The following is a 12370-nucleotide window of genomic DNA, read 5'->3' as shown; positions in this document are numbered from 1 at the left end:
CCTTTTATTTATAGGTTTCCCTGTAGAAAGGGAAACTCCTTTCTTCTCTTCAGAAGCTTTATCATTTCTATGATTCTATTTACCATTAAATGATATAATTTACAGGTAATTCTATCAAGTGACGAGAACGGAGATGAAGAAATGAAATCTTCAGTCAATCAGTTTTCCACGCAATTTGAATGGATATTGAATGTGATAAATGTGGGTGTCCATATCGTGAATAAAGATGGGGATACGGTTTTTTATAATGAAATGATGGCACATATCGATGGGCTGGCTCGCGAACAGGTGCTCGGGGAGAATATCTTTCAGCTTTACCCGTCCTTGACCGATGAGTCGAGTACGCTGCAGGCGGCGTTGGACAAGGGCATCGAAACGAATGAGTCGATTCAAACGTATGTGAATGTAAAGGAGAAAAAGATAACGTCGATCAATAGCACGTATCCACTATATGAGGATGGCGAGATCATCGGGGCAGTCGAGATCGCCAAAGACATTACCAAGGTCATGAACATGTATGACCAAATCGTCGATTTACGCTCCCAGCTTGCCGAGACCTATAAGAAAAATAAGTACTTCGAAGGGACGGCGGCTTATCATTTCAGTGATTTGATCGGGAGCAGTCCCGCTTTTCAAGAAGCGATATCATTGGCCAAAAAATCGGCCCGCAGCCATTCCCCGGTCATGATTTATGGACCGACGGGAACGGGGAAGGAATTGGTTGCGCAAAGTATCCATAATATAAGTGCCCATCGCCATCAGCCATTCATTGCGCAAAACTGTGCGGCCGTCCCAAAGGAATTAATGGAAGGTCTGTTGTTTGGCACGACGAAAGGGGCTTTCACGGGAGCAGTGGATCGACTCGGGATTTTTGAACAGGCCAATGGCGGTACGCTGTTTCTTGATGAATTGAATAGCCTCGATCCTGGATTGCAGGCGAAATTGCTGCGGGTGCTGCAGGAGGGTGAGGTGCGCCGCGTCGGAGGGGCGCAGGAGCAAAAAATCAATGTGAAGATCATTGCGGCGATGAACATTTCTCCAGAAGAGGCGCTAGAGCGGGGAATCATTCGCTCCGATTTGTTTTTTCGCCTGAATGTCGTGACGATCGCCATGCCTTCTCTTAAGGAGCGTAAAACAGATATAGCGGAAATCGCCCATCACTTTATTCAGAAGTTCAACAAATCATTTTTTTCGGACGTGCGCGGGATCAGTCAGAAGGCGATGAATCGGCTTCTTCAGTATCCGTGGCCCGGAAACATTCGTGAACTGGGCCATGCCATCGAATTGGCCTTTAACGTCATGGATGCTGGGGAGGATATGATTGATGAGCATCACCTTCCGGCCTATCTTTTTCCTTCAGGCAAATACACTCCCCCCAGTGCACAGAGCCTGCCGCCCATATTAACGGACAAGATGGATTTACCTGTCGTCCTTGAGGAACTGGAAAAGGAAATGATCATCAATATGTTCCGGAAATACAACGGGAATATCAGCAAAACGGCTGAGTCCCTCAATATTACCAGACAAGGATTACAATATAAGTTAAACAAGTACAAGATTGAAAAGGTGTATACGGCGGAATGGAAGGAATCAAGAGGATAGAAATGAAGGTAAAGTATTTTGTATGAGATGCAAAGAATTTGGCTGCAAAATATTGGGCGTTTAGAAAAGAATTTTGCGGCCCGCACGCCCGCATTCCCCTCTTATTCTGATGTTTTCCTTCTCAAAAGAGTTGGCATCATTCTTGCGAGAGTATATCGATAAGTTCTTAGAATAAGGGGAGGGGATTTTTAACATGAACATGATGGGAATGGAAATAAAACATAAAGAGTACCTTGGCGGGCGCAGGCATTATCATGATATCGAGCTTTGGAAGGACGTCAAGGAAGAGCAGTGGAACGATTGGATCTGGCAATTGACCAATACGATCAAAACCTTGGATGATTTGAAAAAGGTCGTCAATCTGACTCCGGAGGAAGAGGAAGGAGTCCGGATCTCGACGCAGACGATTCCTTTGAATATAACGCCCTATTATGCTTCTTTGATGAATCCTGATGATCCTCGCTGTCCAATTCGTTTACAGTCGGTACCGCTCTCGGCAGAAATGAACAAGACGAGATATGATTTGGAGGATCCGCTCCATGAGGATGAGGATTCACCAGTTCCAGGCTTGACGCATCGGTATCCGGACAGGGTGCTGTTCCTCGTTACGAACCAGTGCTCGATGTACTGCCGATATTGCACGCGCCGCCGTTTTTCAGGCCAGGTGGGAATGGGCGTTCCAAAGAAGCAATTGGATGGAGCGATCGAATATATAAGAAATACACCGGAAGTGAGGGACGTGCTGATTTCCGGAGGGGACGGATTGCTGATCAATGATAAGATCCTCGAATATGTATTGAGCAACTTGCGCGCCATCCCGCATGTGGAGATCATTCGGATCGGTACACGGGCCCCGGTCGTTTTTCCGCAGCGGATTACGGAAAATTTATGCAATATTCTGAAGAAATACCATCCGATTTGGTTAAACACCCATTTCAATCATTCGCTTGAACTGACCGATGAAGCGAAAAAGGCTTGCGATATGCTGTCCATGGCAGGCGTCCCGCTCGGTAATCAGGCGGTCATCCTCGCTGGCATCAACGATAGTGTCCATATCATGAAAAAGCTGATGCATGACTGTGTCATGGCCAGGGTAAGGCCTTACTACATTTATCAATGCGATCTATCCGAAGGGATTGGCCATTTCCGGGCCCCGGTTTCAAAAGGATTGGAAATCATTGAGGCGCTGCGTGGCCATACATCGGGATATGCGGTGCCGACCTTTGTGGTGGATGCGCCTGGCGGCGGAGGAAAGATAGCCCTGACTCCGAATTACCTGCTATCCCAAAGCCCGGATAAGGTCGTATTGCGGAACTTCGAAGGTGTCATCACGAGCTATCCGGAGCCGAAGAATTATGTTTCCGGCAGTGCCGACGCGTACTTTGATGAAGTGTATGGCACCGAAGACCGAAAAGCAGCCGTGGGGATATCCGCGCTCATGACGGACGAAAAATTCAATTTGGTGCCAGAGGGCTTGCGCCGTCTTGATAAGAGAAAGGCCTATGAAAATGCGGCAGAACATGCCTCATTGAAGGACCGTCGCGATAAACGGGATGAAATGAAGGAGAAATTGAGGAAAGCGCAAGAAAAAAAGAATGCCCTGGCCCAAAGTGAACCAGTGGAGCCGGAAGGCAAGGAGGGATGAAGATGGACTGCTTGTGGTGCAATGCCCCTAACGTTGAAGAAAGTGAAAAGAAGGACTGTTTCTGGATCATGCCCGATGGGAAGCGATCGATAAAGCTCCTGCAGGTTCCTGCCATAAACTGCCCGGAATGTGGGATATATGTGTCCGATCATAGGAATCAGAAGGTGGATGAGGCCTTATCCATACATGATCTGAGTCAATATCCTGACGAGTTCGCCTATGATCAGCTTCTTGCGGCGCCAGTCAAGCAACTATTCAATTGGAAATGAAATCGCGGGAGAAGCGGATGATAGCCATCCCTTCTCCCGCAATCATATCTCCCTTTCGCTTTTTAGGTAAATGGATCATGAATAATCGGCTAATTTCTGCAGTATGATGGTTTATGTATGATATTACTGAAGATGAAAGGAAACGGGATGATGCAAACGAAAGAAGCATATCGCGGTACAGGAATTGGAGTCATTTTCATGGCGTTCTTCGGTACGCTGTGGGCAGGTATCGGTGTAATGGGATTGCAAGAATGGGGCTTTCCGTACGTGGAACTCGCCGCCATACTGGTTGGATTCCTCCTGCTTATCGGAGGCATTTCACTGTTACATGCGGCACAAGAAATGCCGCATCAAATTACAGGGAAGCTGAAGCGAATCCGATTCTGGTTCAATATCGTCTTCATCGCCGAAGGTTTGCTGATCGGGGCAGCCATAGCCATCTGTAACGCGACCCATCAAACCGATCTTATACCTGGCGTCATCGCTATTATCGTGGGCCTGCATTTCTTACCCCTGGCATCGCTTTTTCAAATCAAGCTCTACTATTTGACCGGAACGCTGCTTTGCTCGTTGGCACTTATCACGTTACTGGCCGCTCCAAGCGCCTTCATGCTTGGAGGTCATGAAATTACTGCAAAATTATCACTGCTCGGCTTTGGCTGCGCCCTGATCTTGTGGTCCACTGGACTTACCTTAATGCTCCGTGTGAAGAATGCAACGGGATCGGTTGGTCACACCGAAGACCATCCAAGCTGAATAACTTTCTCAAGAATGTTTCCAAGCAACTCCTTCACTCAGGGAAAGCGTGTACCATTTTGAAAGAAGTATATATCATTCACCACTTTATAGAGTTCGCCGTTCTTTGTGAAAAGGGCACTTCCATCTGGAATGGCATATATTTTTCGTTCAGTTGAAAGGGGAAGCAATTCTCCATCTATCTTAGCTTCGTAATGGACTTCAACGCTGAACTCAACTAATGCCAAGCCTTTGATCATTATCGTTTCTGGATAGTCTGTATCTTTCGTCATTATGCAATCCGTGCAGAAGGCTAACGAACCCGCACTATATCCAATCAATAAGCCATTAAAGTTTTTCAAGATCGGTGTAAGGCCTTTATTTTCCATGACAGTGATCAATCGTTCTGGCCTGCCGCCAATAAAATAAAGAGCATCATATTCGTTTAGGGCTTGTTGCATCTCTTGCTCCGAAAGGTTTTCTCTCAATAAGTCAACACTAGCATGTTCCATGATGGAAAAGGCTTTCTTGACGGTTGCCAGCCAGCCTTCGTACCGGGAAACATCGGTTGCAAACGGGATTATTAAAATTTTGGCATGGGGCTTCATCATGTTTGAAAGTTCCAGGTACACTTCAGCTAATTCGGAATTCGCGTGATTGCCGCCGCCAATGAAACAAATGTCCATCTATGGATCGCCTCCCAGTCGTTAGAGCAAATTAATTCCTCATCCATGTTAACAGCCTGATGATTTGAAAGGGTTCATTCCAAACCAGGATGAAGCTTAAAAGAAAGAACGTGGCGACAGCCAAAAATTTCGTCTTTCCTTTTTCCTTTTTGAATATGGCCGCGAAACTTAATAGCATGCCGAGTAATAATGCCCCGAATCCGAAGACCATTAAAAAATCGAAGGCTTCTTTGCTGACAAAAGAAAAGCCAAATGCTGCGGCACCCATCACGGCGAATCCGATCGACCAGCTGCTTAAATTTTTCATGGGACCCTCCTTTTTTTACTAATTATACCAAATGGTAGAGTGCTAGGATAGGGATTATTCATTTGGTAAAAGTAATATTTTTTGGAATAAAATGTTGTAACTTTCAGGGATTGGTTGTAATATGTATAACAATATAAAAATCGATTTGCAATAGCATAAGCCATGATGAGGACAACAATCATTTTTACGGTCTTAAGAGAGGGAAGGATAGCTGCGAACTTCCTGGCTTAGGAAAATGATTTACCGCCTTTGAGCTTTTATTGGTGAACGAGAGTAACCGATATCGTCTAAGCTGCGTTACAAGCTCCAGAGCCATAAGTGATGATACTTATGGGAAATTGGGTGGAATCACGGGTAACGCACTCGTCCCTTGCTTAGGGATGAGTGCGTTTTTTTGTTTATAAAACCATTGCGATGAAAAGGACAATAATCATTTTTACGGTTTTCAGAGAGGGAAGGGCAGCTGCGAACTTCCTGGCTTAGGAAAATGATTTACCGCCTTTGAGCTATATCAGTGAACTTTTAGTAGCTGATATCGTCTAAGCTGCGTTACAAGCTCCAGAGCCATGAGTGTTTTCTTGCTTATGGGAAATTGGGTGGAACCACGAGTAAACGCACTCGTCCCTTGCTTAGGGATGAGTGCGTTTTTTTTATTATTCTAAAGGGGTGTTCATGTAATGGATGAAAAAATGATCAAAATCCGATTCCCGGATGGGAAGCAGAAGGAATATCCGATGGGTGCGACAGTGGGAAGCGTGGCAGGCTCCATCAGCTCAAGCTTAAGGAAAAAGGCAGTTGCAGGAAAGCTCGATAAGCAACTGGTCGATCTACATTTCCAATTGAATGAAGATGCTGAACTCTCGATTTTAACACTTGATTCGGAGGAAGGACTGCACGTGTTGCGGCACACTTCGGCGCATATTTTGGCCCAAGCGGTGAAGAGACTTCATGGCACGGCGAAACTGGGCTTGGGTAAGGTCATCGAGGATGGGTTTTACTATGATTTTAAGCTCGATCATCCTTTGAGCGCAGAGAGTCTGCAAGCCATTGAAAAAGAGATGGAAAAAATCATAAACGAAAATCTGGAAATAAAAAGGAGGGAGGTTTCTTATGAAGAAGCGGTGAAGCTATTCGAAAGTCAAGGAGAGTCATTCAAGCTGGATATTGCGAGGAACATCCCGAACGGTGAAAAACTAACGCTTTATCAACAAGGGGAGTTTATTGACCTTTGCCGCGGACCGCATCTTCCCTCGACATCTTTGGTAAAAGCATTCAAGTTGACACGTGTTTCAGGTGCCTATTGGCGGGGAGACAAACGAAATGAAGTTCTTCAACGGGTATATGGGGTCGCCTTCGGAAGGAAAAAAGATTTACAAGATCACTTGGATTTTATGGAAGAAGCAGCCAAGCACGATCACCGGAAATTAGGGAAGCAGCTCGAACTATTCATGTTTTCCGAGGAAGCCCCTGGAATGCCGTTTTATTTACCGAAAGGACAAATCATCAGGAATGAGTTGGAGAAGTTCTCGCGTGAGCTCCAGGGCGATGCTGATTATGACGAGGTTCGCACGCCGTTCATGATGAATCAGCGGTTATGGGAAAGATCGGGCCACTGGGATCACTATCATGAAAATATGTACTTTACTGAGGTCGATGAGACAAAATTCGCGATGAAGCCGATGAATTGCCCGGGTCATATGCTTATCTTCAAAAATAACCGCTATTCCTACAGGGACTTACCCATCAGGATGGCCGAGTTCGGTCAAGTCCATCGCCATGAATATAGTGGAGCATTGAACGGAATGCTTCGGGTCCGGACATTTTGCCAGGATGATGCTCACCTATTCGTCCGGCAGGATCAAATCGAGGGGGAGATCAAGCAGGTGTTTCAACTGATTGACGAAGTGTATCGTACATTTGGATTCGAATATTCCGTGGAGCTCTCGACTCGACCAGAGGATTCATTGGGAGATGACTCCCTTTGGGATGCCTCTGAAGCAGCCTTGAAAAATGTGCTTGCCGATATCGGCATACCTTATCAATTAAATGAAGGCGACGGAGCATTTTACGGGCCGAAAATTGATTTTCATATTAAGGATGCATTAAAACGGAGCCATCAATGTGCAACCATTCAACTTGATTTTCAAATGCCGGAAAAATTCGATTTGACTTACATCGATGAAGAAAATGAAAAAGTCCGCCCGGTCGTCATCCATCGTGCGATTTATGGCTCGATTGATCGTTTTTTTGGTATCCTGATTGAGCATTTTGCCGGGGCTTTCCCGGTATGGCTTGCCCCGGTACAGGTTCAACTCATCCCTGTCTCGCATGTTCATATTCCATTTTGCCATAAACTCCAAAAACAGCTCAAAAGACTCGGCATAAGAGTGACAACAGACGAACGAAACGAAAAGCTGGGATATAAAATCAGGGAAGCCCAGATGGGGAAAATTCCATATATGCTTGTCCTTGGCGATAAAGAAGAGCAGGAAAATCAAGTCAACGTCCGGAAATACGGCGAGCAAAATTATGAATCAAGTTCAATAGATGCATTCATCAACAAACTGCTCCAACAAATAAAAGTACGCAGCAACTAGGAGTGAACTCTCACGTAAATCACGAATAGACGGCGAAATTCCAGGAGAAACACGAATTCGCGAGTAAAAGCATCATACCTTCGAGAAAAGTTCCCATTTCCGTCAAAGCGCCCCCCTGTTGATGGCAAAAGCCTCTGCTCGGGGGCTTTTGCTATCAACAGGGGGTGTTTCGTTTATGTAAATAGTACTTTTGCGGCCTGAATGGCAAAGTATATGCCGATTCCGATTAGGGATAGCCCGGAGATGACGGATATGCCAACAAGGATGGGTTTGGATAAAAAACGTCTGAAGCTGCTGGAGATGATGGCCATTGTGGTATCCCAGGCTAAGAGGCCGAGAAGGATGCCTGAGCTATATAGAAGTATGTGATGAAAGTCGTATTTAGTCGTGGTGTTTGCCAGGATCGAGCCGTAAATACCGAGCCAGAACAAAATGGATAAAGGGTTCGAGAGGGCCATGATGAATCCTGATGCAAAAGAAGAAAAGTGGGATTCTTTCACATTCCGTGCATTCACTTCTATTTTACCTGCACTAAAAAGGCTTTCAATACCGGTATAAGTCAGGACAAAAAAGCCAAAAAGCCATAAAAATGTTTGCATGAAGGAGTTTTCCAGAAAGCGGCTGACCCCGTAATAGACAAGGAACAAATAGACAGCATCCGCTAAAATGGCACCCCAGCCGAAAATCCAGGCGTGCCAAAACCCTTTCTTGATTCCTTTGTCCAATTGCCCGGCGTTAATGGGGCCGATTGGTGCCGCTAAGGATAGACCCAGCAATACATAGCTAAAAAAAATGGCCAATACAACATCACCTCATCATGAAATACATCTGCTTAATTGAATGTATTCACGAAAATGGACTTGTACCACTTTTTTTGACTTGGAAAACGAACCATTCATTATCCAAGGGAGCCGCTGAATAAATCTTTGCGCCCTACAACATATTAATTAAAGACATCAAAATTCAATGAAGGACGATTGAGTCATCAATTTTTTTTGCCTTTGTATGCTGAAAGTCGTGTTTATAATGGATGAGGAGTGTAGGTATGGAAGGTCATGAGAAAAATAATGTCAGCATATGGTGCTTGATCAGTATGGCGTCAATCCCATTAGTTATGACACTTGGAAATTCAATGCTTATCCCGGTATTGCCCATTTTTGAGAAAAAGGTGGGGATATCTTCATTTCAATCAAGCATGGTCATTACAAGTTATTCGGTAGCTTCCATTTTTTTAATCCCTATCGCAGGTTATTTATCCGATCGTTTCGGACGGAAAATGGTCATCCTGCCGAGCCTGGTTCTTGCTTTGATTGGCGGTTTGGTTGCAGGATATGCATCGTGGAAGATCGATGATCCATATACTTGGATCATCATTGGGAGAGTGCTGCAAGGGATCGGTGCTTCTGGAGCCTCGCCAATCATCCTGCCTTTAGTCGGGGACTTATACAAGGATGATGATGAAAAAACGAGTTCGTGCTTGGGCATCATCGAAACATCGAATACATTTGGAAAAGTGCTGAGCCCGATATTAGGTTCCCTTTTTGCCGCATTTATATGGTTTTTACCCTTTTTCTCGATTTCCTTCTTCAGCTTGATATCAATCGTCTTAGTCTTTTTCTTCATTAAGGTACCAAAAGAAAAGGACGAACCGAAGAAATTAAAGGAATTTTGGCATGATACGAAACAAATCTTCAAGAAGGAAGGCAAATGGCTGTATACCGTATTCCTGATTGGTGTATTTGTTATGTTGGTTTTGTTCGGGGTCCTTTTCTTTTTGTCGGAAAACCTGGAGAAAATACATCATCTGCATGGAGTCAAGAAAGGCTTCGTCATCGCGATTCCGCTGTTTTTTCTTTGTGTTTCTTCCTATATTGCAGGAAAGAAGATCAAAGGTGAATTACCGATCATGAAAAAGATCATCATGATCAGTTTGGCAACGCTGTCGATCAGCCTGGTCTTTGTCGGATTCACTAAGGATAAGGTATTCCTGCTCCTGCTCGTTACAAGTCTGGTGGGCATCGCAATTGGTGCTTTACTGCCGACGCTCGATGCCATCATCACCCAAAATATCGAAAAGGAACAGAGGGGGACGATAACCTCCTTTTATATGTCCTCAAGGTTCATCGGAGTCGCAGCGGGCCCACCTGTCATGTCACTTGTGATGAAGAACTATCTAAATATGAGTTATATCATCTCTGGAATCATGGGCATTTGCATCGTATTGATCGTGCTGAAATGCATTAGTTCGGATAAAAAAGAAGCGGCCCAGTAATAAGTCGGATTCCGCTTTATCAACACTATGAAGAATGGAGGGGGAGCGTCATGGTAAAAGCCAATTGTACTCCAGCTAAAGGGAAGAAAAACATGGAGGCATCTGATTCAGGCGGGCAAACTGGCGATATGAAATGGTGGCAGCTGTCATTGGTCGGTGTAGGATGCACGATCGGTACTGGATATTTTCTTGGATCGACAATCGGGATTATCACAACGGGTCCATCGATAGTGTTTTCCTTTATATTGGCTGCCCTTGGTACGTATATCGTGTATAACCTGCTCGCCAAAATGACGGCAGAAGACCCTCAAGAGGGCTCCTTTTGTTATTATGCCAATAAAGCATTCGGCCGTTGGGCTGGCTTTAGCTGCGGCTGGAATTATTGGTCCTCGAATATTTTGATCATGGGCAGCCAGTTGACCGCCTTGTCGCTTTTATCGCAATTTTGGTTCCCGAGTGTACCGCTATGGTTATTTTCCGCCGGGTTTGCTTTTGTTTCAATCGTTGTGGTATTGATGGGAACAAAAGGATTCGATAGGATTGAAAACCTCCTTGCGATCATAAAAACGGCTGCAATCGTCATGTTCATCATCCTTGCAGCATGTGCCGTGCTTGGTTGGTTCGGTCTCGATGGAGAGAAGCCGCCGTCATTTCCCAATACGTATAACGAATTATTTCCAAAAGGGCTCAAAGGGTTTTGGACATCGCTCATTTATGCCTTTTATGCATTTGGCGGCATTGAAGTGATCGGATTGATGGCGATGCAGCTTAAAAAGAAAGAAGAGGCACCCAAGGCAGGGACGATCATGCTGTTGGGACTGACGATCATCTATGTAGTCTCATTGGGACTGGCTGTCACGATGGTTTCGCTAGGGGCGTTCAGTGAGAAGGAGAGTCCTTTTGTAACCGCGTTGGATAGTTATCATCTGGCTTTTTTTCCGCATGTTTTTAACGGGGCCATCATCGTGGCTGGATTTTCGACGATGACGGCTTCATTATTCGGTGTGACCAATTTATTGGTAACGATTGCCGATGATGGGAATGCCCCTTCGTTATTCATGCAAAAGATTAAAAAATTCAAGGATCTGCCATTGCCGTCACTATGTCTTGGGGTGCTGGGGCTTTTAGGCTCGATCATCACTGCCCTGCTCCTGCCAGGCAAGATTTATGAATACATCACGACAGCTGCCGGTATTTTACTATTATATAACTGGTCCTTCATCATCCTTTCTTCTTTCAAGATCTTGGAAAGCAAAGCGTGGAGCAAGGGCACAGGCGTTTTTGGCATGCTGTTGATTTTTGCTGCGGTCAGTGGGACCTTGCTCGAAAAGGAGATCCGTCCCGGATTTTTCATAAGCCTGTTGTTCGTGGTGATAATCGGACTTGCGGCCATTTTCATGAAGTTCAAGGTTTGGAACAAGAACAAGGCGATGGCGGCGAAAATGAGGAAATCGGAACTGGATTGACTTACGGAACCCCGGCTGCAAAAGTAGTCGGGGTTTATTCTTTCAACCGAAACCTTTTGGCGGAAGGATCGTAAGTATAGGGGGTTAAAAAAAGTATCAAGAGAGATGAGGATAGCGGTTGAAAAAAATAGGCATTATTTTACTTACCATGCTGGTGGTGGGACTGATGGGGTGTGCACCAGCGAGTCGGGATGAGACGGACGAGCATCCTGAAAAAGAAACATTGGAAGGCGACAAGGTTGAACCGGTGAAAGAAACAGCTAAATCTACTTATTCGGTCGAAGGCTATATAGCTGAGGTGAATTCGAATCTGGAATTGCAATCCGAAGCCTTGATCAACAACCTTCAGAAATTGCATACGTACACCTTTTATTCACAGGTGGAATTATTGGATTTCGTATCCTTTCCAGAATCCTCGGAGCTGTCGATTACCATGTTCTCGATGGATCGACAGGCGAATGAAGTGTTTTACGACGGGAAAGATCCTGCCATATTTGGGGGGAGTGTGAGCATCATCGAAGGTGTGAACTATGGGGAACGCTTTGGCGGCCAATCAGAAGAGTTCTGGGAATTTTACGAAGCCAATAGTGAAGAAATCGAGGAAGAAGAGAAGCGGGCATTTGCAAATTGGTTCGCAGAATGCTGGGAAAAAGCAAACGGGAAATCGGTGCCGCTGCCCGCTTACTTCTCCATCCAAGATGATACGGAATCCTTCGATTTAAAGAAAAATGATTGGATCATGGATGAAGAGATATGGTCTTATTAAAACCTGGAAAAGGCAGCCAAATGGC

General features: G+C 45.2%; 11 protein-coding genes and 2 other annotated features. Of the genes, 8 read left to right on the top strand and 3 right to left on the bottom strand.

The features are described from left to right. Positions 1-141 precede the first annotated feature (141 nt). The 4 genes from AS888_RS02855 to AS888_RS02840 all read left to right on the top strand — a co-directional run bounded on the left by AS888_RS02855 (position 142) and on the right by AS888_RS02840 (position 4272). Positions 142-1602 (top strand): sigma-54 interaction domain-containing protein, encoded by a 1461-nt coding sequence (locus AS888_RS02855; protein WP_061140695.1) that lies wholly within the window; start codon positions 142-144, stop codon positions 1600-1602. 208 nt (positions 1603-1810) lie between these two features. Then, on the top strand, positions 1811-3247 hold the full coding sequence (gene kamA, locus AS888_RS02850) for a lysine 2,3-aminomutase (RefSeq protein ID WP_061141035.1): 1437 nt from the start codon (positions 1811-1813) through the stop codon (positions 3245-3247). 2 nt (positions 3248-3249) lie between these two features. Next, positions 3250-3516, top strand: a complete 267-nt coding sequence (locus AS888_RS02845; protein ID WP_061140694.1) for a YokU family protein — start codon at positions 3250-3252, stop codon at positions 3514-3516. Positions 3517-3663: 147 nt separating this feature from the next. Then, positions 3664-4272, top strand: a complete 609-nt coding sequence (locus tag AS888_RS02840; protein ID WP_061141034.1) for a DUF7010 family protein — start codon at positions 3664-3666, stop codon at positions 4270-4272. 38 nt (positions 4273-4310) lie between these two features. Here the strand turns inward: AS888_RS02840 and AS888_RS02835 are convergent, their stop codons facing one another. Next, the gene (locus AS888_RS02835; RefSeq protein ID WP_061140693.1) at positions 4311-4937 is read right to left on the bottom strand and encodes a Type 1 glutamine amidotransferase-like domain-containing protein; all 627 of its coding nucleotides are present in this window, start codon (positions 4935-4937) and stop codon (positions 4311-4313) included. A gap of 31 nt (positions 4938-4968) precedes the next feature. Beyond that, complete coding sequence (locus AS888_RS02830; RefSeq protein ID WP_061140692.1) at positions 4969-5244, bottom strand: hypothetical protein; 276 nt, start codon at positions 5242-5244, stop codon at positions 4969-4971. Between the two features lie 153 nt (positions 5245-5397). Further along, positions 5398-5618: a binding site (T-box leader), on the top strand. A gap of 31 nt (positions 5619-5649) precedes the next feature. Continuing rightward, positions 5650-5873 (top strand) — a binding site (T-box leader). Positions 5874-5933: 60 nt separating this feature from the next. On the opposite strand from AS888_RS02830, the gene thrS reads away from it, so the two are divergent. Continuing rightward, positions 5934-7841, top strand: a complete 1908-nt coding sequence (thrS, locus tag AS888_RS02825) for a threonine--tRNA ligase (protein WP_397250835.1) — start codon at positions 5934-5936, stop codon at positions 7839-7841. 173 nt (positions 7842-8014) lie between these two features. Here the strand turns inward: thrS and AS888_RS02820 are convergent, their stop codons facing one another. Beyond that, positions 8015-8641, bottom strand: a complete 627-nt coding sequence (locus AS888_RS02820) for a LysE family transporter (RefSeq protein WP_061140690.1) — start codon at positions 8639-8641, stop codon at positions 8015-8017. A 245-nt stretch (positions 8642-8886) separates the two neighbouring features. On the opposite strand from AS888_RS02820, the gene AS888_RS02815 reads away from it, so the two are divergent. The 3 genes from AS888_RS02815 to AS888_RS26625 all read left to right on the top strand — a co-directional run bounded on the left by AS888_RS02815 (position 8887) and on the right by AS888_RS26625 (position 12345). Then, entirely contained in the window at positions 8887-10113 is a 1227-nt protein-coding gene (locus tag AS888_RS02815; RefSeq protein ID WP_061140689.1) for an MFS transporter, read from the top strand. Between the two features lie 50 nt (positions 10114-10163). Then, positions 10164-11579 carry an amino acid permease gene (locus tag AS888_RS02810; RefSeq protein WP_081092279.1) on the top strand — a complete coding sequence of 472 codons (1416 nt, stop codon included), beginning with the start codon at positions 10164-10166 and terminating at the stop codon, positions 11577-11579. A gap of 118 nt (positions 11580-11697) precedes the next feature. Further along, positions 11698-12345 carry a hypothetical protein gene (locus AS888_RS26625; protein WP_260320093.1) on the top strand — a complete coding sequence of 216 codons (648 nt, stop codon included), beginning with the start codon at positions 11698-11700 and terminating at the stop codon, positions 12343-12345. Positions 12346-12370 lie beyond the last annotated feature (25 nt).

It is taken from the genome of Peribacillus simplex (genome assembly GCF_001542915.1).
GTDB classification, from domain to species: Bacteria; Bacillota; Bacilli; order Bacillales; family DSM-1321; genus Peribacillus; species Peribacillus simplex_B.
The sequence above is the reverse complement of the archived record's forward strand: the minus strand, read 5'-3'. Positions and strand labels throughout refer to the sequence as shown.

What these genes read in the sequence shown, in the direction of transcription:
- AS888_RS02855 (WP_061140695.1), top strand. Translation starts at nt 142, where the DNA reads ATGAAATCTTCAGTCAATCAGTTTTCCACGCAATTTGAATGGATATTG.
- kamA (WP_061141035.1), top strand. Translation starts at nt 1,811, where the DNA reads ATGGAAATAAAACATAAAGAGTACCTTGGCGGGCGCAGGCATTATCAT.
- AS888_RS02845 (WP_061140694.1), top strand. Translation starts at nt 3,250, where the DNA reads ATGGACTGCTTGTGGTGCAATGCCCCTAACGTTGAAGAAAGTGAAAAG.
- AS888_RS02840 (WP_061141034.1), top strand. Translation starts at nt 3,664, where the DNA reads ATGATGCAAACGAAAGAAGCATATCGCGGTACAGGAATTGGAGTCATT.
- AS888_RS02835 (WP_061140693.1), bottom strand. Translation starts at nt 4,937, where the DNA reads ATGGACATTTGTTTCATTGGCGGCGGCAATCACGCGAATTCCGAATTA.
- AS888_RS02830 (WP_061140692.1), bottom strand. Translation starts at nt 5,244, where the DNA reads ATGAAAAATTTAAGCAGCTGGTCGATCGGATTCGCCGTGATGGGTGCC.
- thrS (WP_397250835.1), top strand. Translation starts at nt 5,934, where the DNA reads ATGATCAAAATCCGATTCCCGGATGGGAAGCAGAAGGAATATCCGATG.
- AS888_RS02815 (WP_061140689.1), top strand. Translation starts at nt 8,887, where the DNA reads ATGGAAGGTCATGAGAAAAATAATGTCAGCATATGGTGCTTGATCAGT.
- AS888_RS02810 (WP_081092279.1), top strand. Translation starts at nt 10,164, where the DNA reads ATGGTAAAAGCCAATTGTACTCCAGCTAAAGGGAAGAAAAACATGGAG.